The sequence below is a fragment of the Cardinium endosymbiont of Dermatophagoides farinae genome (assembly GCF_007559345.1).
GTDB lineage: Bacteria > Bacteroidota > Bacteroidia > Cytophagales > Amoebophilaceae > Cardinium.
Map to the genome: position 1 here is coordinate 250,454 of NZ_VMBH01000001.1, position 20,240 is coordinate 270,693.

Below are 20,240 nucleotides of genomic sequence, written 5' to 3' on the forward strand. Positions count from 1 at the left end.
ATAGCTAGTAGGTTATCCTTAGATGCTTTGCGTATGGATAGCTTGAATTGTATCAGGATAGTTTGTACACAAAATCATGATGTACATATCTAGCAAATATTACGCCATAGTTGGTTCCAGTTGGTTTGCCGATGATTTCAGAGTTCATAAATCCAGTTCGAATCAGTGCGGCACCTAAAGGAAATACGATAGACAAGTGGTCTACGATCCATAAAAATTCTCCAGCAGATCGGCGGTTTTTAAAACGAATGCGAGGAGGGAAAATAAAAATTTTAACCCGTTTTACATAAAAGAAAACAGCAAGTATAATGCCAATACCCCCCCATGACTTGCCAAACCGCTGAAACCAATTATTTTAAAGGTAGGAGAGAAGGTAATAGGTAAAAATATTTCTAAAAGGTGATCTTTAAAATAGTCCCATTGATAAAAAATAACATGGCCTAAACGCGCCCCAGCTAATATGCCCAATATGATATAACCTCTGAGTTGTTCTGCTTCTTCTTTTTTTCTACCAGCTTTGGCAAAGATATAGCATAAGATAACAGAACTTCCTAGCACACCGGTCATAAATAGCAGGTTATACCAGCGAATGTTTAACAATCCTTTTGTGAATAGCTCTGGGGATATATCCCATAGCATGGTGTTTAGCATAGGTAATGGTGTAAAATACAAGACCTTCTGCAAAACCTATTTCTAATGGCAATTTTGGTGTCGCAGCTTGTCTATGCTCCTCAAATACATTTAGTATTCTGGCGACTGCGCTTCTCCTAAAAACTGCTGATCACAAATAGGTTTTGCAGAAGATCTACAGTTATATAAAATTGGTTAAGACTGCGCAGTCCCTGTTCGATTTTAGCATAAGGCTGCGCCTATGATAGGGTAGTGCAGCCGATTCATTAATTTACAAATACTGACTTTATAGATAAAAAACTAGCTATTTAGGATCCAGTCTACTAGCAGGCGTACGCCAAAACCTGTTGCACCTGCATTATAGTAGCACCAAGGCTTCTCTGTCCAGACGGTACCAGCTATATCTAGGTGGACCCAAGCTGTTTTTTCAACAAATTGTTTTAAGAAGAGCGCAGCTGTAATAGATCCAGCTCCTTTTTTGCTCCCTGTATTGCGCATATCGGCAATAATAGAATGCATGTGTTCGAAATAGGATGATTCCAATGGCATCTGCCAAGTTTTTTCACCCGTTCTTGGCGAAGCAGCCATCAGGCTGTTGATCAGTTCTGGATCGCTGCCAAATATACCTGCCATGCGTGTGCCGAGTGCAACTACTATGGCACCTGTTAAAGTAGCCAGGTCGACAATGGCGTCTACACCAAGCTTTTCTGCATAGACCAATGCATCTGCCAGGGTAAGCCTTCCCTCGGCATCTGTATTGTCTATTTCAATGGTCTTGCCATTAGAAGCGGTTACTACATCACCAGGCTTGGTGGCGCTTCCACTGATCATATTTTCTGTGGCGGCAATGATAAAATGAATCTCTTTATTGGGTTTAATAGCGCCAATAGCTTCTGCTGCGCCAAGCACTGCTGCTGCACCAGCCATATCGTATTTCATTAACTCAATTTGAGCATTTCCTATTTTTAGGTTCAGCCCACCAGAATCAAAGGTGACGCCTTTGCCTATTAGGGCAATTTTAGGAGGTTGGGTGTCAAGTGATTTTGGCTTATAACAGAGATGAATAAACTTAGGTGGCGCATTAGAACCTTGTGTAACGGAAAGGTAAGCGCCCATGCCCAATCGTGCGCAATCTTCTTTTTCTAATATGTTAAGTTCCAGGTGATGCCTTTGGGCTAATTCAGTAGCGGTTTGGGCCAACATGGAAGGGGTTACATGGTTGGCTGGCGCATTGACCAAGGCCCTGGCTAGGTTTGCGCCTGTTGTAATCTTTTGGGCGAGTTCAATGGTTTGGTCATCTGCTGTGGCATGTAATAGATGTACCTCTTTAAGGTATATGGCTTTTGTCTCTTTTTGGGATTTGAAACGTTCATCTAAATACGCAGCAAGGAAGATGCCTTCAGCAAAAGCTTTTAAGTGGGCTTGCTGGCTGAATAGTGTCATAAAATGAACGACTACTGATGGACTGTGTAACTTGACACATGCGTTATAGACGGTGCCTGCAGCTTGTCGCATCGTTTCTTGGTCAACGGTTTCTTGTTTGCCCAAACCAACCAGTATCACTTTACCTACTGAATGGAAACAATTGGCCGTAGTGGTTGTTCCTTGTTTTCCGGTAAACCCAGACTCTTTTATCAAGGGTACCACGACATCATGGTAAAAAGGTTCATCGACCAGATGCATGGCATCTGGGGTCGTATCATCTTTTTCAAAGATACCAAGTGCATAACAGCTCTTTTCTGCTGGCGAGGCTTTACTGCTTAAAAATTGAAATTTAGGATAGTTCATGGTAAAAAAATAGTAGTTTAGGTTGATCAGTAGATCGTTAGACTTTCTGCAAAACCTATTTCTAATGGCAATTTTGGTGTCGAAGCTTGTCTATGCTCCTCAAATACATTTAGTATTCTGCGGTGCTCGACTGCGCTTCTCCTACAAACTGCTAATCACAAATAGGTTTTGAAGAAGGTCTGTTTTTGTTTTTGTATCAATAGCATTTGCTGCAACCAACGATTGATTAAATATAAGCAATTTATTAATAGCTACTGCAGGATAGCGTTATGAAAAAAATGGCTTATAGAGGCAATTCGCTCATATCATCATTTTCGTGTGGCCTATTTTCTGGCCTATGATTGATTACATGTACCCCTTGTGTTTTCGTTTTGCTACCACCTAATAACACCAGGTGTTGGCAGGTAATTTGTATACTATATCTTTGCTGCCCATCTTTGTCTGTATACGACCTATGGTTTAATTTTCCTTCTATATAGACTTGTTTGCCCTTGCTTAAGTATTGTGCTGCAATTTCTGCATGAGGGGTCCAAAGTACTACTTCATGCCAATCTGTATGGTTTATTTTTTCACCTTCTTTGGTTTTATAGGTATCATGTGTAGCCACCGTAAGCTGTGCCCGCATGCGCCCATTTTCTAAGTGACGTATTTCTGGATCTTTGCCTAGATTGCCTAAGATGATTACTTTATTGACGGTTGCCATGTTATGTTGAGTCGAGTCTTGATATAAGATTATCCTTTTTTACATGCCTAATCTAAGTGATTCATCCCTACTTTGCAAGTAGAGACCTTCTGGAAAACCTATTTCTAATGGCAATTTTGGTGTCGAAGCTTGTCTATGCTCCTCAAATACATTTAGTATTCTGCGGTGCTCGATTGCGCTTCTCCTAAAAACTGCTGATCACAAATAGGTTTTGAAGAAGGTCTTAGGTTGTGCTGCTATGGAAGGTAGTATCTGAGGTTGAATTTTGGAACATCAGAAGCTGGCTTCAAGTCTTTTCAATAGGGGACCAGCGGTAAGGTAGCCTTTATCTTTTCTTACCTCTAACGAGCGTTTGATGATAAAGGTAAGCAGCTGGGTAGGGTGGAGGCCAATTTCTGCTGCTTGATCGAATAAGAAGGAGGCGGGATTCATGCCAGCTGTAGTATTGGGGTCATTTAAGATGACCTGGTTATCCTTGGTTAGGAAGCCATCTATACGGGCATATACTTGACACCCTAGTAGTTGGAATAAGGCGGTAGCTTCTTTACGAATGGCATCGAGTAGGGGGGCAGATACCTCCATAGGGGTTTGTTTTCGTACCATACCAGGCAAATATTTTGCTTTGTAATCAAAATGGCGTTCTCCTTTTAGGATTTCAGTTGGTGGGAGTGCAATGGGATGACCGTTTTCTGCTTCTAGTACAATACAAGAAAACTCTCTTCCTTCTATAAAGGCTTCTATGATAATGGCGTCTTCTGCTTGTGCACTTTTTAAAAGTATAGGATCCTGTCGCTTTTGAAAATAAAGTTCTATGTAGTCTAGTAAGGCATGCGGTGTATGACAAATTTGATCTGCTACCAATAGGGGAAACCCTATGCCCTCGCGTACATCTATCAGGCTATTGAACCAATTTTTTTTGTCTGCGGGTGTGTAGCTTTTCCAGCTATCATAGCTAAGGGTTTCAATAAAAAAGGCTTTATGAATGGCAGCAATAAAGGCAGGGAGTATGGTGTCTTGCACAACAGTTACCCCTATAGAGGAGCCTTGTCTGCTGCTTTTCACAACAAAAGGTAGGCCGATGGTAGCGATGATTTGGTCTAGCAATTTGCTTTTATCAGCTCTATGCAGCCATTCTTTTTGGGTTAAAACGAAACTAGGCGGTACTACAAAACCAGCTTTTTGCAAGAGCTTTTGTTGGAATATTTTATCGATTCCCAGTGCGGCTGGTAATAGGTTAGATCCTGTATAGGGCATTTGGTACCATGCCAATAGTCCTTGAATGGTGCCATCTTCTCCATAAGGCCCATGCAAGCAGAGAAAGGCTATATCGAAGTATTTTGAAAACGCAGCGGGTTCTATTTTATGCCCTATCTTTTCACTAAATGGTTCATGGCTTTCGGGTAGTGATTCTATGTATAGGGGAATTCCCCAAAAATTAGCGTTAGCAGCAGAGGGGTAAAATTCTCGAATGGTGCCTTGGTAAAGGTATTGTGTATGGAGTAGGATAAAATTCCCCAGGCTATCTACAAAAACGGGAACGGGTTCGAATCGTTTCCGGTCCAAGTGGTCGTAGACGGTACGTCCGCCTGCAAAGGAAATCTCACGTTCTCTCGATTGCCCTCCCGAAAATATGCCTACTCTAATGGGTTTAAATAAAGAATTATGCACAAAGATGTTTTTATTATATAAGGAATTTATATACTACTATTACAAATATTTATTGTTCAGTCAGTGGTGGGGAGGGCTAAAGGAAAATATCATATCTATTCAACTGATTATCAGTACCATGAAAGAAACGCGCCTTGGAAAAAGTTGCGATTAGAAAGTGCAGCTTACAGATGAATAGAAAAACAGCTTGCAGGGAGGGCTGGAGGACGGCTCCTGTTTTTCCATCTGTAAGCTGCACTTTCTAATCGCAACTTTTTTCATCAGCGCTTGATTTTTTGTTACTTTTTGATCAAGCAAAAAGTAAGATAAAAATTCCTTATGCCATTTTTTTCAGTTCGCTTTCTTGGCTATTTTTTTCTGGTTGTCTAAGTAGTTCCAATCGTGTTCTACTGAGCTGCTCCAATGCATAGTTTTTATCTATAACTAATTTTTGTTGGTCTTTTAAGGATGGAGCAGTGTACATGATTTCACTCATAATGCTTTCACAGATAGACCGCAGCCCTCTAGCCCCTAGTTTTAGTGCTATAGCTTGCTCTGCAATCAGGTCAAGCGTTTCTTCCGTAAAGGTTAGGGTAATCCCATCTATTGCAAACAGCTTGGTATATTGCTTAACCAATGCATTTTTAGGCTCTGTAAGAATACGCCGCAGGTCAGATTTTGTAAGCAGTTCAAGCCCTTTTATAACCGGAAGGCGGCCTACTAATTCAGGAATAAGCCCATATGCTTTTATATCTGAAGCAGAAACATATTTAAGTATATCTTTGTCATCTATTTTGGCATTATGTTTTGCACAAAACTCAAACCCTATGGTATTGAAATTGATTCGATTGCTAATGGTTCTGGAGATGCCATCAAAAGCGCCTCCGCAAATAAATAAAATCTTTTCTGTGTTCACAGCGGTTAGCTTCTGGTCTGGATGTTTTCTTCCACCATGTGGCGGTGCATTTACAATAGAGCCCTCTAATAATTTTAGCAAGGACTGCTGTACCCCTTCACCACTTACATCTCGGGTGATGGATGGATTGTCTCCTTTACGGGCAATTTTATCGATTTCATCTACATAAACAATCCCTCGCTCAGCTGCGGTGACCTCATAGTTGGCAGCATGCAACAAGCGGCTGATAATACTTTCCACATCTTCCCCTACATAGCCTGCTTCTGTTAAAACGGTTGCATCTATAATGCAAAAAGGCACCTCTAGCATTTGTGCTAACGTGCGGACTAAATAGGTTTTACCTGTACCTGTTTCTCCGACCAGCAGTATATTGGACTTTTCAATGACTACATCATCTTCTATACTTGCCGGGTGGGCCAGCCGTTTATAGTGGTTGTAAACCGCAATAGACAATGCTTTTTTAGCCTCTTCTTGCCCAATCACATATTCATCTAAATGCGCTTTAATTTCTTGTGGCCGCAATAGGTTAACCGGTTTTATGTCATTGATGATGTTATCTTCCTTTTGCAGTTGGATAATCTGTGCAGCTTGCGTTACACATTGGTCACAAATGCGCCCTTCTGGACCAGTTACCATCATGCTGACGATCTCACTAGCTTTTTTACAAAAAGAACAATGGGTTTTCATAATGGTAATAATTATATGATTAATTTTTTTTCTCTTTCTCTAACACAAAGTCAATGACTCCATATTCCTTAGCCTCGCTTGCACGCATCCAATAATCTCTGTCTGAGTGGCGCTCTACAGAAGCATAGTCTTGACCAGTATGGTTAGATAGAATTTTATAAATATCTTTTTTAATTTCAATGATTTGCTGTATGGTAATTTCCATATCTGCAGCGGTTCCTTTGGCACCTCCTAGGGGCTGGTGAATCATAATCCTGGCATGTGGCAGGGAAGACCGTTTGTTTTTAGCGCCTCCAGCCAATAATACAGCAGCCATAGAAGCCGCAAGACCTGTACAGATCGTGGCTACATCAGGCGAAATATATTGCATGGTATCATAAATACCTAAGCCTGGGTATACAGACCCCCCTGGACTATTAATGTAAAGCAGGATATCTTTTTTAGCATCAACAGACTGCAAAAAAAGCAGCTGTGCAATAATAATATTGGCAATGTTATCATCTACTTGTGTACCCAGAAAAATGATTCGGTCCATAATCAGCCTGGAGAAGACATCCACCTCTCTAAAATGAGCGGGCCGCTGTTCAATAACGGATCGCGTCATGTTTTCAATATCTGATACATAGTTATGAACCTCTAAACCAGTTGCATAACCATTTTTAACTGCAAACTTTTTAAATTCTTTTTGATCTAACATAAGTAATGATGAGGGGTAAAGTATATCTATATCTTGGTTGCTACATAGGTAGTTTTTTTTGAAAGGTAGTATAAAATACTGTATTAAGCAAATTGTATGGTTGTAATTGTGCTGCCATAATCGTTATTGGACCTTTGGGCGTTGTGGCCACAGTACAAAAAGCAGTTTATGGATAGTTAGTATATTCCTCTGCCCATGGCCGCCAATAAAAAGTTTGGCACACGGATGTTAGTGGCCGTTGATAAAGGTCTTTGTAGTGCCCTCTTTGCTGGTGGCCGCCGATAAAGGCCTTTGGCACACAGAAAAGATAATGAAACGATTTATTTTTCAGCGGGGAAATCAGAACTCGCCCGCTGTGCGGGCTCAGACATGCTGATTTTCTGATCCGCTGAAAAACAAATCGTTAGAAAATTTTCCCTTTTCTGAAGCGCCGCATTCCTTTATCGGCGGGGCCACTAGCACGCTAAGTTCTCGATTTGATTGCGTATTAACTTAATAATTTTTATCCCTTTAGCCAGCACTACTACCCTGAAAACAAGAAAAAAGTAAGCAAAAAAACTCCTTTAGCCTATAATAGAACCAATATAGGCTTCTATTTTAGCTAGGTCATATGGGGTAAACCAGGTTGTCTGTTTATCTTTTTTAAACCAGGTCATTTGTTTTTTTGCATATTGCTGTGTGTTGGTTTTGATCTGGTTGATTGCTTCTGTTAAGCTGTATTTGCCATCGATATAGTTGAATAGCTCTTTATAGCCCAATGTTTGGAGGGCATTGGTCATTTTATAGGGGTAGAGTCTTTCCACTTCCTGCAACAATCCTTGTTCCATCATGGCATCCACACGCAGGTTGATCCGTTTGTGCAGCGCTGTTTTTTCTTGGGCTAGCCCTATGGTGATGGTATTAAATGGCCTGGTTGTTTTTGTCACTTGCTTACGTAGGGTAGAGTAGGGGATGCCTGTTCCCAAGCAGACTTCTAATGCTCTGATCACCCTTTTAGGGTTGTTTAGGTCTACTATATTATAGTAGGTAGGATCTTTTGCTGCCAGTAGCTGGGTCAGGTAGGGGAGCCCTTTTTCTGCTAAGGCACTATTGAGGGTGGTGCGTAGGTTGGTTGGCAGGGGAGGTATTTCGGCTAGTCCTTCACAGAGTGCTTTTAGGTAGAGGCCAGAACCGCCCGTTGCGATTACTACATTGTGATGGCTAAAAAGACCATCGAGCTTCTGTAATGCTTCTTTGGCAAATCTACCCGCTGTATAGGTTTCTTGAATTGGTAAAAAGGATAAAAAATGGTGGGGGATGCTCCTCATTTCTGCTGGGGTAGGCTGCGCAGTACCAATGACTAGGTCGCGGTAGAATTGCCTGGAGTCAACCGATAGAATCTCTGTTTGAAGCGCCTCAGCGAGTTGAATGGAGCATGCAGTCTTGCCTATAGCAGTTGGACCCACTATAACGATTAAGTGTTTAGGCTTAGTTGTGAAGGAGTTAGACATAAGGAATGTTTGTTCCTGTTTTTTGCTTGATATAAATGCTGTTTTTAAGATCTTGTATTTATTTTAACTATTACTTATATGACTAAAAAATGGATCATGCTGATTCAAAATTGGAATAGCGCTATAGCACATTTTATAATTAAACTTGAAAGAACAGTGTAAATACCTAATATATATTTACACACTTAAAACAAAAGACCCGTTGCAAGGCATGATTTTAGGACAAATTTTTAGCATAAACACCTAATTTTTGCCCTTCACACCTAATAGGCGTTCAGCTTGTTTCATTAATTTATACATGTCGTTCTTTTTTGCCTTGTCATTTTTTATTTCTTCTAAGTTTTGATTAATCAAGTTTACCCTTGTTTTTATACTGTCCAAACGTTCTTTGCTTATATTTTCATTTTTATTTAACGCTTCCTTACAGTTTGTTAAATCTTTTTTTATTTCTAGATGATTTGCCGTTTCTTTCATCTCCTCCTTTAACTTTTTCATTGTCTCGATCTCATCTTTTTTCTTTGCTGCTGTACCTTTTTCGCTTGCTCTTGTTTCCTTTCTTGTTATTTTTGATTCTAGTTTTTCTAGGAGTTCTTCATATCTTTTGGTTTGGGTGAGGGTGAATATTTTCTCTAATGTTTCGTCCCTTTTTTTATTTCCTCTTGTATCTCTTGAGTTTCCTTCTTTAATTCTGCTTCTTTTGCTTCTGCTTGTTTTGCTTTTACTTCTGCTTCCTTTGTTTTTGCGTTTAAGTGTTCATTGATTTTTTTTTTCTTTGTCTTCGTTTTCGACATTATTACTGTTTTGGAATTCTTCATTATCCTTATTTTCCTCACCACTATTGTCGTTCTCATTCTTATCCTCATCACCATTGTCGTTCCCCTTCTTGTCGTTGTTGTCGTTGTTATTATCTGCTGGTTTTTGCTGCCCTTCTTTGTTCTCAGGGCTTATTGTCATGGTGGTAAATTTGCCCTCCTTGGTTGTTGTAATAGAAGATGTACCTGTTGGTAGTAATGATTCTACTTGATCTATTCTAAATTCACCTATTAACTGTGTTCCATTGTTATTTATTATTAATGAAATGGTTCTATTTTTTTCCTTTTCCTTTTCTTCCTTTTCCTTTTTCTGTTCCTTGTCCTTTGATGGCGGAGATGTTAAGGTGGCTTTCTTATGGTTACTGCCGCAGCTAGATCCTATAAAAAAAGTAAAGCAAAAACATTGTGTGAATATAAGCTTAATAAGATGCATTGTAACTAATATTGGTTGAAATAGTGGCGAACAAATCTTTTCTTTCTTATTGACTTTTAGGTATTTTTGATCTAATCTTTTGTTGCTATCGTTGCATCCAAATAGACATTTGTTGAGGTGAGGCAATAACCTATTATTGGCCAAGCCATTTTAAAAAATATGGCCAACCCTTCCTTTGCAAAGCTACAAAAAAATTCTATGCCGTTTATATGAGCCTTTTATTTAGCCAATCGATTGTTTGCGTCATTTATACTATATTGCTTATATCCAATCAAAATAAGCCCATAGACCTTCTGCAAAACCTATTGCTAAATGGCAATTTTGTGGTCTATGCTCCTCAAATACATTTAGTATTCTGCGGTGCTCGACTGCGCTTCTCCTAAAAACTGCTGATCACAAATAGGTTTTGAAGAAGGTCTCTTGATAAGCCTTCTATCTATCTATCCTATAGTTATTGCTCCCCCTCCTAGCATTTTAGCTTTAAAAACTGAGCTGTAACACTTGTAGCGCAGTCTTTTAAAGAACATTTAGTGTTTATTTTTTTTGGTCTTGCGTCGTTTTTTTTCTGCTATAGCTTTTTTGATGTTTTCTGGTAGTTCGTCGTCTATGCTTTTTACTTCTGCTTCTAATTTTACTAAATCATCTTCTAGTATATCTTTTCTTTTCAGATTTGTTATCTCTTGCTGAGTCATTTTAACTTTGTTTTTTAGTTGTAGTAATTTTTTTGCAGCTGAGTCTGGAGATTTATTTGAACTGTTATTTAATTGTTTTAGTTGTTTTCGTTTGTTAGTTTTTTGTTTACTTGGTGTATTTTTTAATGATATTATCTTATTTTTTAATGCTTCTAATATATTATCTTCTATCGTTTGTAATCTTCCAGTCAACTTGCTTAATGTTGCTTCAATATTTTCTGCTGAGCGTTTAGTAGACGTATTTTGAGCATGTTGGCTAGTCTCTCTAGCATTATACATGTTGTAGTTGTAATATCTTAATTGAATCTTCTTTACTTCTTCAGCATTTTTTTTGGCATCAGCAGCAGCTGTACACGCAGCTTGAGCATCTTCACCTGCTTGTTGCGCATTGTACATCTTGCTACCAGCAGCGGCTTTAGCCATTTTAGTTGCTCTTTTTGCTGCTTGGTCTGCATCTTGGACTATTTGTTTGAATTTTTCAAGTTCTGATTGGATGGTGGACGCTCTTGCGTCAGCTAACGCTTGCTTGGATTGGTTAAGCCACTCCTTTGCTTTTTTACAAGCCTGTGCAGCTTGATCCGCATGATCTGAAACGGATGGAGTGTCTTCTGCTTTTTGCTTTGGGTTTGCATTGGGCACATTTAAATGGTCTAATTGATTGCTATGCGTTTTTATTTTATGATCGCATGCACCTCCAGTTAAGGCGACTCCAGTGAGCATTACTATAGCAAGGTAAGATAAAGTATTTTTTAATAAGCTTTTCATATTGTTTTCTATTGTTTTAATCCACAGAAATAGATGATTCTTACTTTTTAGAATGATAAAACTAGATATTTAGCAATCTTTTTTTAGATAAAATTTCATATTTATTAATAAAATTTTTATGATTATACAAAACTTACGCTATTGCATATTGGGGTTTTATATCTTTAGCGGCTAAAGGAATTTTTCCCTTGCTTTTTTTAAATAAAAACGCAACAAAAAATCAAGCGTTAATGGAAAAAATTGTTGGAAGGGCACCGGGAAAAACAGCAGGTAGGGGCGTGTTGTTGCTTGTTAACATGGTTCGTTTGAAGCCCGCGAAGCGGGCTGGATTTATGGTTTTTTTAGCTTAAAAACAGATTGTTTTATTAATTTTATAGGCGCCAAACTTTTTATCAGTGGCCATTAGAGATCAGTGACTGGTATAGCCTTTCTTAGCTCCTTAACATCCTTTAATAGCTTGTTTATTGCTTTTGCCATACTTTTCATCTCCTTGCTGTATTTTTTTGCACTTTGCTCTGTTAGTGTTATAGAGCCATCTAACCATTTACTCATATTGTTATAAAACCTAATTGCCTTGTCACATGGGGAGTCTAGTGCCTTTATTCTTGTTTTTAATGTTGCTAGCTCTTTTTTTGCTCCTCTGTTAGTAGATGATCAGGATATCTACGCATAGCCACCATCTCATTTGTTGTGGTTTCTATTTCCTTTATAAGGGCAATTATCCTAAACCCTTTTGAATTTGGTATCTGTTCATGTACTCTATCTGAATTGCAATTTAAATGTTTCGTTATTTGGATAGGATTGGTCGCTTCCCTATTGGCATCTGTTTTATTAGCTGCTTCATTACTGGGTTCATAGATACTGTCATAAATATTATTATCCGTCTGTGGCTGACCATTATGTTTTGAATTTTCTAGATATTCATAAATAGACTCCTCTGTTTTGTTATCACTGCTATATATCTGATGAGCGTTTTCTTGATCTTTTGGCTTATTGCTTTGCTTTCCATTTGTCTGTTTATATTCCGTTATAGAGGGTATGGTTGAATAAATATGCCTTTTGCTACCGTTCCCATTGCCGGACTTCTGGTCATCATCTTGTAGATCTTTATCAGTATATACGCGCTATCGTTGTCACTGCTATATTTTTGGTAAGAAGGCTTATTTGTATTTTTGTGATCCTGCTCTCTTTTTTCCTCGTTTATCTCCTCATAAATAGGGTCCGTTTCAGATTCAGAGCCGCTTTTATCCCCACTTTCATCCCCTCCATCATACCCTCTATCATACCATTTGTTGTATTCTTTGTAGTGCGTTAGGTTCTGTGTGGGTAGCTGTTTTTCTAATTCTTCTAGGTTAAGAGAGACCTTGCCTAGATTCTTTTTTAGCTCATTGAATGTCTCCTTTATTCTACCATCCCCTTCGGTCTCCTCTATTCCACTATCCTTTTTGGTATGTATCGTTGAACAACTGTTAGTGGTAGGTTGCTTTAAAGGTTGTTGGACAGGTTTTGGTTTGTTATTAAGGAGGCTACACATGTTCCCGTTTAGTATCAGTATGCTGCTGGTTAGTAAAAGTTTCGATTGATTGGTTGTTTTGTTTTTTATGAATTGCATTTTTTTATTTTGTTTTATGTATCAATAGTTCATGTATTTATAAGACGTTATGTAGAGGCTACTTTTCTATATAGATTCTACTGTGGCGTTTGTTCAACAGTATAGTCCATGTTAAGAAAGAAAACGCGCCCTTGAAAATGCTGCCAATAGAAGGCAGTATCACATAGTATTAGCTTAAAAAAAGGAAAACGCGCCCTTGGAAAAAGTTACGGTCAGAAAGGGCAGCTTACAGATGAATAGAAAAACAGATTCCTTTTGAAGCCGCGCGCAGCGGGCGGTTCCTGTTTTTCGATCTGTAAGGTGAACTTTCAGGAACTTTTTTCATCGGCGCTTGATGTTTTGCTTACTTTTTAATCAAGCAAAAAGTAGGATACAAATCCATTTTATCAAGCAAAAAAGTAATAAAGACACTTGATTATATCAAGCAAAAAGTAGGGTAAAAATGCTTGTACCCATAGGGTATGGTAAGTAAATTTTTATAGCCATCCAAATATATCTTTAGGATTTCCATCTTCTATGTGACCAAAGCCAAAAAGGCGGGTTTTGTAGAATAGCTGCTTCCAGCTTTCTGATATAACCTTCTGCAATCTCTTCGGTAGATAATTGGGCAGGCCTTTCTGCTAGTAATATCGGTCTTGCCTGGTATTGCCCTCGTTTGATGCGGTCTATTTGGATGTAAAAAATAGGTTGGTTATACTTTTGGGCGAGCTTGGCAGCTGTTAAGACAACAGTAGTTGGCTGGTTTAGAAGAGTAGTAGCATAGCCCTTTCCTTTTTCCAAAGGGGCTTGGTCTACTAAGAGTATGGTAGCTTGAGGAGGCCCCTGGTAGCTGCTTATATGCCTGAACAAGGCAGCCATTGGAATGGCTTTTCGTTGAAAACGACTTCTTATATGCCGTACGGTGCGGTCTATGCCTTTATGGTGTAGGGGTTGATAGCCTGCACATATCGTATAGGATGTTTGCAATGCAAAGGCGTTTCCAACCCATTCCCAGTTCCCAAAATGACCAGAAATGAGTATAATCGATTGCCCTTTCTTGTAAAACCTTTCTAAGATTTCTACCTCGTGCAGCTTAACCTGTTGTGCAAGGAGCTGAGGTGTAATGGTTAAGCCTTTTATCTGCTCCAATAGCAAGTCAGTTAGATGTTGGTAAAAGGCTTTTTCTATAGACTTGCGTTGCTGATCCGTTTTGTGGGGAAAAGCATTGGTTAAATTTTGAACGACTACTTTTTTCCTATAGCCTATTAGGTAATATAGGGCTATGTACAATAGATCTGAGATAAAGTATAATAGCCGAAGTGGTAAACAAGAAAGTAAATAACATAAAATGTATGTAATAGGCATAATGAAAGGGCAAGTCTTAGAAAAACAGGCCTATTCTGCTAAAAAGGGCATGCTTTAAAAAAATAAAATGTTTCTTATTTTATAGTTGCTTTGATCTTATTTTCAAGCAATGTATACAAACGGCTATATTCCGGATCTTTATTCAATAAGTTATCTATGACCTGTATAGCATGTATCACAGTTGTGTGATCCCTTCCACCAAAGTAGGCACCTATCGACTTTAAAGAGTGGGTAGTATACTTTTTGGTCAGATGCATGGCCACTTGCCTGGCAGCTACAATCTCTTTTTTGCGTGATTTGCTTTTGAGGTCATCCAAAGAAATATTATAATGCGCAACCACTTGCTGTTGCAGTGCCTCAATAGTAGTTTCAGCAGTGGGGCATTGTTGTACAATATGTTTTAAAATTTGTTGTGCCAGCTCTATGTTCATTTCTCGCTTGGTTAACGAAGCATGCGCGATCAGTGAGATCAGCACCCCCTCCAATTCTCGTACATTTGTGTCGACATGTTTGGCAATGTAATCGATTAAATCTGATGGCAGTGTGATGCCGTCCGCTGCCACTTTACTATGTATAATGGCAACCCGGGTTTCAAAGTCAGGGCACTGTAAGTCTGCTGTTAACCCCCATTTGAACCTAGAAAGAAGGCGTTCTTGTAGCCCTTTTAAATCACGTGGTGCACAGTCACTTGTAATGATAATTTGTTTTTTGAGTTGGTGTAGATGGTTAAAGATATGGAAAAATATTTCTTGTGTTTTTTCTTTGCCAGCTAAAAACTGTATATCATCCAAGATAAGCAGATCTACTGCTAGGTATTGCCCTGTAAAGGCTTGAACATGGTTGCTACGCAGGGCTTCTATAAACTCTGTAGTAAATTTTTCTGAGGAGACATAGGCTACTTTTTTTTCTGGAAACAATGTTTTAACCTCATTGCCAATAGCTTGAGAAATATGGGTTTTTCCTAATCCTACACTTCCGTAGAGCATCAGCGGATTAAAAGCAGTGCCACCTGGCTGATTGGCTACCGCTTGTGCAGCAGATTTAGCCAGTTGGTTACAACTACCTTCTATCAGGTTATTAAAAAGATAGTTAGGATTTAATCGGAAGATTTCATTCCCTGAAATAGTAAATGGCTGTGTGGCCATACCTTTTGGCGCTGGCCCTGGATAGGTAGGCAAGTTTACCATTAATGGTTTGTGCTTTTTATTCCCCTTGTCTATCACAACAGCATAGGCTAGTTTTCCATGAGGGCCTATTTCTTGAAGCACAGCTTGCTTGAGCAATGGCAAGTGGTGTTCTTCTAACCACTCATAAAAAAATTGACTAGGGACTTGAATGGTTAAGATACCATCCTTGAAGTCTTTAGCTATAATAGGGCTAAACCAGGTCTTATAAGTTTGTTCACTGATCTGACCTTGAATATATAGAAGACATTTATCCCAAATAATCTTGCTATCGGTATGCATGTATGACTTCTTTTTCAGCTTTTTTTAAACCCTATTACGATACGATGCACAATTGCTTTATGGCCAATTGTTGCACACGATAGATGCATGCCAGGGAGCCAACCACCTTATCTTTGATATTGTATTTTGTAGAAAGCTAGGTAGTCCATAAAATGGGATAGGAACTAGCGACACATCTGATCGATAATACATTGCCCTTGTTAAAAGGGGCAGGGCGCAATTTATGAAAATTATGGCGCTACTACAAGGTAGAAATTAAAATAGGCAGCTAGCTGCCTTCTTACAAGCTGCCTTACACTAAGAATTAATAACATATAGGAGCCCATATTAAAAGATTAGAAGCGTAAATGGCATTATACCCGAGTATTACAGTATTAGCTGGTCACCTAGTATGGGATTAATCTCTTCTTTTTTGTTCTCCTAGAAAACGCAATAGGTATAAAAAAAGATTTAAGAAATTAAGATAGAGCGAAAATGCACCCATAAGTGCTGCTTTCTCTACTAAAGGTGTGTCTTGTACCTCATAGTAGAGGTGCTTTAATTTTTGGGTATTGTAGGCCACAAAAACAGTAAAAACCACCACCCCTATAAAACTGGTTACAAAATAAACCGGAGCACTCTGAAAAAAAATATTCACCAGACTACTTATAATAAGCCCCAAATGGCCATCATACAAAAAGAGCCAACAGCGCTTAGGTCCCGGTTGGTCATGTAGCCATATATGCTCATAGCGCCAAAGGTAAAAGCCGTAATTAGGAAGGTTTTATGTAAAGAATCAGCTGTGTAAAAAAAGGTTAGCTCAGCCATCGAAATCCCAACGAGCGCAGCATACAAAGCTAAAAGGAAACGAGAGCGGGTAAATGTTGTCCTAACAAAATTGCCCGATAAATACATAGCAATACCAAATGGCGCAAACATCACCACATAGCTTAAGGTAGTACGACCTATAATATTTCCCCACTGGTCAAATCTAAAAAGCAAGTTGGTTAAAGGAGGAAAAGTAAAGGTCGCAGCTGCAGCAGCTGCTGTAATCAAGAGTCCAAAAGCCATATGGACATATACTTTAACCATATAGCGCTGCAATCCAGTATCTATGGCCCGCCTAGTGCGCGCATAACCTCTTATGTAATCATTCATTGTTCTTAATCTTTTAATAGTTGGCCTATAAACTTACCATTCGAATTTAGAAAATAATAGGATACTATACAATACTACCCTTTGAATGGGTAGACCTTCTTCAAAACCTATTTGTGATCAGCAGTTTTTAGGAGAAGCGCAGTCGCTAGAATACTAAATGTATTTGAGGAGCATAGACCACAAAATTGCCATTTAGCAATAGGTTTTCCAGAAGGTCTGGTGTTTGGTTAATCACTTAACCGTAGACATGTGGCTATGGCATGCAGCCCTGCATCAACTAGCATTTTGATAATTTTTTTTTGCTGGTCTACTTCAGGTATTGCAGAGAGCAGGTCTTTGAAATACACTAGTATGGTTTGTCTTTTTTTGTCGTTATGGTTAATAATCCGTGGAAAATGCTTGTGGCTCAATAGGGATTTTAACATCTCTTGCTTATCTTTGCATACATCGTCAAATATGCATTTGGCCACTTTAGCCTTAGATTTAGCCTTAGAAGGACTCCGGTTGTATCCACCTATAAATTCATTAAGCGAGCTGTAATACTTACGATAGATATCAGTATATCTATTTAATAGGTGCATCAATACATTTTGACCATCTAAATCTGTTGTAGTGATACCTGCCTTTTCAAGTAATGCACAGAATATTTGACTCCATTTAGGATAGCGCGTGTACGCTACCTCCATTAATAGCGTATGACCATACTCATTTTTCGTCCAAATTTTTTATACGATTATTCTTAATCAAATGCATTGCTATATCTTTTCGGTCATATGAGACTATACGCCTCAATCCATTTCCATGTTCATCTGCTCTTTCACCATTATATACCCAATTTATTAGATCAGCGCCTGCATCGATTAGAAGTCCTATTATCTCTGGAGTCCCCAGGCATATTGCCTTGCCTAATAGAGCAGGCAAATCAAGGTCTGGATCTTTCCTGCGAATGTGCACCAGTCGTCCATATTTTATGAGCGCTTGTACCATTTCTTTATGACCAGAAGCCATTGCATAATCCAATACAGATATCCCAAATAGATCTTTTGCATGTATATTTACTTTTATATTTTCACTTGTAAGGAACCTTATAAATTTCAATACAACTTTAGGGGATTTTGAAAAAACGGCAAGTGCAAGTAGATTCTTTATCTGGCTATATAACCTAGAAGTCCTATGATTCAGTTTGATAATATTATCAAAAAATTTGTTATGATGTTTTTCGTGTTGCCTGGATTGGCCTTTATATAAGATAGATAGGGAGTCATTTCTAGGTAGGGTACCACTTTGGAGCCTGTAATCTACTTTGTTATGTTGTTTAATATTATCTAAATGTTGCAATATGTACGAAAGTAGTTGATACCTTTTTGGTACACCTATCTGTGTTTGTGATGGACTTGTATGTATGATGTTATCAATTAAACGACTTATATTGCGTGTAAAATTTTGTATTCTAGTTGTATTTTCCCGTTTCTGCACAGGTTGCTCAGCTGGAGCGTTTTTATTTTTATACCCAGTAACTGTACCAAGGCCTTGTTCATTTTTTTCCTTCGCGTTTAATACAGTAGGTTTAGTTAGATTGGTACATGATAAAGGTATGTAACTCAAAGCTAGTAAAAACTTGATTTTTCTCCTCATAATCTATTGAAGTAATGTTAATAATCAAACTCGATGATAGCAGCATATTGCCTGTAACTATTGTGTAAATAAGTAAATTCATATACTATAAAAAATTAAGGTAATATCAAAGCTTATGTGTCTAAATAAAGGTAAGATCAAATGACAGCATCCAATGACGCTATCTACTTTTTACATATCCATGCAAAACCTAAAAGCCATCAGGGTAAGGTTGAGCACTGGATAGAAGAAGGGGGGAAGTATAGATTACAGCTCCGTATTATGGCGCCTCCTGAGGGGGGTAAAGCCAACAAAGCGATTATTGCCTTATTGGCTAAAACGTTAGATATAGCTAAAAGCAATATTACCTTAGTAAGTGGCGCTACTGTGCGCCGTAAAACTTTTAAGATAGTACCATGGTCTGTGCTATTGGCTGAGAAGTTACCAAAACGCAACCCATTGCCTACGCTTTTTTAAAGAGACTTGATTACGGTATCTTATTTTAAGAAATCTTTAAGGTCAGGATCTATTGCAGTTAGCGCCAGAGGCTAGAAAGGCCTTTGGCACACAAATACTAGTGACCGGCCGATAAAGGCCTTATTCCTTTATCGACGGTCACAATACCCCTCTAGTATCGTCTACTAGAAGAGCCGTGAACAAGGAAAAACGCGCCCTTGGAAAAAGTTGCGATCAGAAAGTGTCACCTTACAGATGAAAAGAAAAACAGTTTGCAGGGAGGGCTGCAGGACGGCTCTTGTTTTTCCATCTGTAAGGTGCGCTTTCAGCAACTTTTTTCATCAGCGCTTGATTTTTTGGCTACTTTTTGATCAAGCAAAAAGTAGCATACAAATTCCTTTGATCAAGCAAAAGGTAAGAGACCAATTCCTTTTACTCACAAATCAACTGATTTTTAAACGCCACATTTACACGATGGTAGGCCTTCCAGCCCTTGTAGGGAATAACCTGGCTATAGAAAAGTTGGAGTTTCTCAAACTTTTCCTCTATACTTTCTGCTTTTTCAAATTCTATTTGATGCCCACCCACTTGGGTGCCTAGTATGATTGTACCATTAGCTGCTACCTCTAAGCTTGTAATCTGCCGGCTCCAAAAGGCATTCCTATAAATAAAGTGTAATAATGCCAACAACCCTTTATCGCATAGCTTGCTTTTTTCTGTAACTATATTTTCACCAGCTACGACAAGCAGCCGAAGTGGGGGTGGGTCTTTTAACGTTATCAACCTACCTTGTTCATCTAGGTAGGTCTGTGAATTACTTGGCTCCATTAAGCCAATAGACCGCTTTTGAGATTCGATTGCTAGATGGCAATTTTGTGCGCTATGTTCCGCACATATATTTGAGTATGTTGGCGCCTGCGTTTTTCCTAAACATTGCGCATCACAAATGGGTTTCGAAAGAGGTCTGACGATACGGGCAATAAAACATTTGGTTGTTAAGCAGATTTTTAAAGTGCCGTTCCAACTTTTATAGACCAATACGTTTTGTATAAGCGGGTGGTTTTTAAGTTGATGTTGTATGGCATAGGTGTTGATACTTTTTAGTGGCTTACCACGTAAAGTGTTTTGATCTGTTGCCTGGAGTAGGTTGATGATCTCTTTGCGGGTTATAAAAGATTGTCCTGGATGGTCTTTGATGGTTAGCTCTATAGCTTTGCAGACCAAAGCAGCATGCTTTTTTTCCACGAATAGTAGCGATAAACATAGACCAACCGTTACAAACAAAGCGGCTACCTTGCTTACTATTTGACCCATTGCGATGATGTATAGCTATGATCAGATCCTTAGTACT

General features: G+C 38.8%; 20 protein-coding genes and 1 pseudogene. 1 reads left to right on the plus strand and 20 read right to left on the minus strand.

Annotated elements, in window-relative coordinates:
• Positions 1 to 52 precede the first annotated feature (52 nt).
• The 19 genes and pseudogenes from FPG78_RS08370 to FPG78_RS01285 all read right to left on the minus strand — a co-directional run bounded on the left by FPG78_RS08370 (position 53) and on the right by FPG78_RS01285 (position 18,454).
• Complete coding sequence (locus FPG78_RS08370; RefSeq protein WP_144087054.1) at positions 53 to 316, minus strand: prolipoprotein diacylglyceryl transferase family protein; 264 nt, start codon at positions 314 to 316, stop codon at positions 53 to 55.
• Positions 283 to 639: a prolipoprotein diacylglyceryl transferase family protein gene (locus tag FPG78_RS07975; protein WP_186292391.1), complete on the minus strand. Its 357-nt coding sequence runs from the start codon at positions 637 to 639 to the stop codon at positions 283 to 285. The genes FPG78_RS08370 and FPG78_RS07975 overlap by 34 nt, the downstream gene beginning before the upstream one ends.
• Positions 640 to 930: 291 nt before the next feature.
• On the minus strand, positions 931 to 2,418 hold the full coding sequence (locus FPG78_RS01215) for a leucyl aminopeptidase (protein ID WP_144086256.1): 1,488 nt from the start codon (positions 2,416 to 2,418) through the stop codon (positions 931 to 933).
• Positions 2,419 to 2,701: 283 nt separating this feature from the next.
• Positions 2,702 to 3,121 carry a single-stranded DNA-binding protein gene (locus FPG78_RS01220; RefSeq protein ID WP_144086257.1) on the minus strand — a complete coding sequence of 140 codons (420 nt, stop codon included), beginning with the start codon at positions 3,119 to 3,121 and terminating at the stop codon, positions 2,702 to 2,704.
• Between the two features lie 273 nt (positions 3,122 to 3,394).
• Complete coding sequence (locus FPG78_RS01225; RefSeq protein WP_144086258.1) at positions 3,395 to 4,789, minus strand: D-alanine--D-alanine ligase family protein; 1,395 nt, start codon at positions 4,787 to 4,789, stop codon at positions 3,395 to 3,397.
• Between the two features lie 316 nt (positions 4,790 to 5,105).
• The gene (gene clpX, locus FPG78_RS01230; protein WP_144086259.1) at positions 5,106 to 6,371 is read right to left on the minus strand and encodes an ATP-dependent Clp protease ATP-binding subunit ClpX; all 1,266 of its coding nucleotides are present in this window, start codon (positions 6,369 to 6,371) and stop codon (positions 5,106 to 5,108) included.
• A 19-nt stretch (positions 6,372 to 6,390) separates the two neighbouring features.
• Entirely contained in the window at positions 6,391 to 7,068 is a 678-nt protein-coding gene (locus FPG78_RS01235) for a ClpP family protease (protein WP_144086260.1), read from the minus strand.
• 563 nt (positions 7,069 to 7,631) lie between these two features.
• The gene (gene miaA / locus FPG78_RS01240) at positions 7,632 to 8,558 is read right to left on the minus strand and encodes a tRNA (adenosine(37)-N6)-dimethylallyltransferase MiaA (protein WP_144086261.1); all 927 of its coding nucleotides are present in this window, start codon (positions 8,556 to 8,558) and stop codon (positions 7,632 to 7,634) included.
• A gap of 243 nt (positions 8,559 to 8,801) precedes the next feature.
• On the minus strand, positions 8,802 to 9,053 hold the full coding sequence (locus FPG78_RS01245; RefSeq protein ID WP_144086262.1) for a hypothetical protein: 252 nt from the start codon (positions 9,051 to 9,053) through the stop codon (positions 8,802 to 8,804).
• 134 nt (positions 9,054 to 9,187) lie between these two features.
• The gene (locus FPG78_RS07055) at positions 9,188 to 9,349 is read right to left on the minus strand and encodes a hypothetical protein (protein ID WP_186292392.1); all 162 of its coding nucleotides are present in this window, start codon (positions 9,347 to 9,349) and stop codon (positions 9,188 to 9,190) included.
• On the minus strand, positions 9,312 to 9,803 hold the full coding sequence (locus FPG78_RS01250) for a hypothetical protein (protein ID WP_144086263.1): 492 nt from the start codon (positions 9,801 to 9,803) through the stop codon (positions 9,312 to 9,314). Before FPG78_RS01250 ends, FPG78_RS07055 begins: the two co-directional genes overlap by 38 nt.
• A 527-nt stretch (positions 9,804 to 10,330) precedes the next feature.
• Positions 10,331 to 11,134 (minus strand): hypothetical protein, encoded by an 804-nt coding sequence (locus FPG78_RS01255; protein ID WP_144086264.1) that lies wholly within the window; start codon positions 11,132 to 11,134, stop codon positions 10,331 to 10,333.
• A gap of 528 nt (positions 11,135 to 11,662) precedes the next feature.
• Positions 11,663 to 11,812: a hypothetical protein gene (locus FPG78_RS07060; RefSeq protein WP_186292393.1), complete on the minus strand. Its 150-nt coding sequence runs from the start codon at positions 11,810 to 11,812 to the stop codon at positions 11,663 to 11,665.
• Between the two features lie 475 nt (positions 11,813 to 12,287).
• Positions 12,288 to 12,872 (minus strand): hypothetical protein, encoded by a 585-nt coding sequence (locus FPG78_RS01260; protein WP_144086265.1) that lies wholly within the window; start codon positions 12,870 to 12,872, stop codon positions 12,288 to 12,290.
• A gap of 498 nt (positions 12,873 to 13,370) precedes the next feature.
• Positions 13,371 to 14,216 (minus strand): lysophospholipid acyltransferase family protein, encoded by an 846-nt coding sequence (locus FPG78_RS01265; RefSeq protein WP_144086266.1) that lies wholly within the window; start codon positions 14,214 to 14,216, stop codon positions 13,371 to 13,373.
• A gap of 74 nt (positions 14,217 to 14,290) precedes the next feature.
• Positions 14,291 to 15,682 (minus strand): chromosomal replication initiator protein DnaA, encoded by a 1,392-nt coding sequence (dnaA, locus tag FPG78_RS01270; RefSeq protein ID WP_144086267.1) that lies wholly within the window; start codon positions 15,680 to 15,682, stop codon positions 14,291 to 14,293.
• Between the two features lie 397 nt (positions 15,683 to 16,079).
• A pseudogene (locus tag FPG78_RS01275) lies at positions 16,080 to 16,819 on the minus strand (Bax inhibitor-1/YccA family protein).
• A gap of 227 nt (positions 16,820 to 17,046) precedes the next feature.
• The gene (locus FPG78_RS01280; RefSeq protein WP_144086268.1) at positions 17,047 to 17,505 is read right to left on the minus strand and encodes a hypothetical protein; all 459 of its coding nucleotides are present in this window, start codon (positions 17,503 to 17,505) and stop codon (positions 17,047 to 17,049) included.
• Between the two features lie 19 nt (positions 17,506 to 17,524).
• Entirely contained in the window at positions 17,525 to 18,454 is a 930-nt protein-coding gene (locus FPG78_RS01285) for an ankyrin repeat domain-containing protein (RefSeq protein WP_144086269.1), read from the minus strand.
• A gap of 141 nt (positions 18,455 to 18,595) precedes the next feature.
• Here FPG78_RS01285 and FPG78_RS01290 point away from each other — a divergent pair, with 141 nt between their 5' ends.
• Positions 18,596 to 18,910, plus strand: a complete 315-nt coding sequence (locus FPG78_RS01290) for a DUF167 domain-containing protein (RefSeq protein WP_144086270.1) — start codon at positions 18,596 to 18,598, stop codon at positions 18,908 to 18,910.
• Between the two features lie 411 nt (positions 18,911 to 19,321).
• Here the strand turns inward: FPG78_RS01290 and FPG78_RS01295 are convergent, their stop codons facing one another.
• Positions 19,322 to 20,203, minus strand: coding sequence for a cell division protein FtsQ/DivIB (locus tag FPG78_RS01295; RefSeq protein WP_144086271.1), 882 nt, complete (start codon positions 20,201 to 20,203; stop codon positions 19,322 to 19,324).
• Positions 20,204 to 20,240: the final 37 nt, after the last annotated feature.

Bases quoted from the DNA above. Each gene is read 5' to 3' on its own strand.
- FPG78_RS01285 (WP_144086269.1), bottom strand. From the start codon at position 18,454: ATGAGGAGAAAAATCAAGTTTTTACTAGCTTTGAGTTACATACCTTTA.
- FPG78_RS01265 (WP_144086266.1), bottom strand. From the start codon at position 14,216: ATGCCTATTACATACATTTTATGTTATTTACTTTCTTGTTTACCACTT.
- FPG78_RS07975 (WP_186292391.1), bottom strand. From the start codon at position 639: ATGCTATGGGATATATCCCCAGAGCTATTCACAAAAGGATTGTTAAAC.
- FPG78_RS01250 (WP_144086263.1), bottom strand. From the start codon at position 9,803: ATGCATCTTATTAAGCTTATATTCACACAATGTTTTTGCTTTACTTTT.
- FPG78_RS01290 (WP_144086270.1), top strand. From the start codon at position 18,596: ATGACAGCATCCAATGACGCTATCTACTTTTTACATATCCATGCAAAA.
- FPG78_RS01235 (WP_144086260.1), bottom strand. From the start codon at position 7,068: ATGTTAGATCAAAAAGAATTTAAAAAGTTTGCAGTTAAAAATGGTTAT.
- FPG78_RS01220 (WP_144086257.1), bottom strand. From the start codon at position 3,121: ATGGCAACCGTCAATAAAGTAATCATCTTAGGCAATCTAGGCAAAGAT.
- FPG78_RS01260 (WP_144086265.1), bottom strand. From the start codon at position 12,872: ATGCAATTCATAAAAAACAAAACAACCAATCAATCGAAACTTTTACTA.
- miaA (WP_144086261.1), bottom strand. From the start codon at position 8,558: ATGTCTAACTCCTTCACAACTAAGCCTAAACACTTAATCGTTATAGTG.
- FPG78_RS07060 (WP_186292393.1), bottom strand. From the start codon at position 11,812: ATGAGTAAATGGTTAGATGGCTCTATAACACTAACAGAGCAAAGTGCA.
- FPG78_RS01215 (WP_144086256.1), bottom strand. From the start codon at position 2,418: ATGAACTATCCTAAATTTCAATTTTTAAGCAGTAAAGCCTCGCCAGCA.
- FPG78_RS07055 (WP_186292392.1), bottom strand. From the start codon at position 9,349: ATGTCGAAAACGAAGACAAAGAAAAAAAAAATCAATGAACACTTAAAC.
- clpX (WP_144086259.1), bottom strand. From the start codon at position 6,371: ATGAAAACCCATTGTTCTTTTTGTAAAAAAGCTAGTGAGATCGTCAGC.
- FPG78_RS01245 (WP_144086262.1), bottom strand. From the start codon at position 9,053: ATGAAAAAGTTAAAGGAGGAGATGAAAGAAACGGCAAATCATCTAGAA.
- FPG78_RS01280 (WP_144086268.1), bottom strand. From the start codon at position 17,505: ATGGAGGTAGCGTACACGCGCTATCCTAAATGGAGTCAAATATTCTGT.
- dnaA (WP_144086267.1), bottom strand. From the start codon at position 15,682: ATGCATACCGATAGCAAGATTATTTGGGATAAATGTCTTCTATATATT.
- FPG78_RS01295 (WP_144086271.1), bottom strand. From the start codon at position 20,203: ATGGGTCAAATAGTAAGCAAGGTAGCCGCTTTGTTTGTAACGGTTGGT.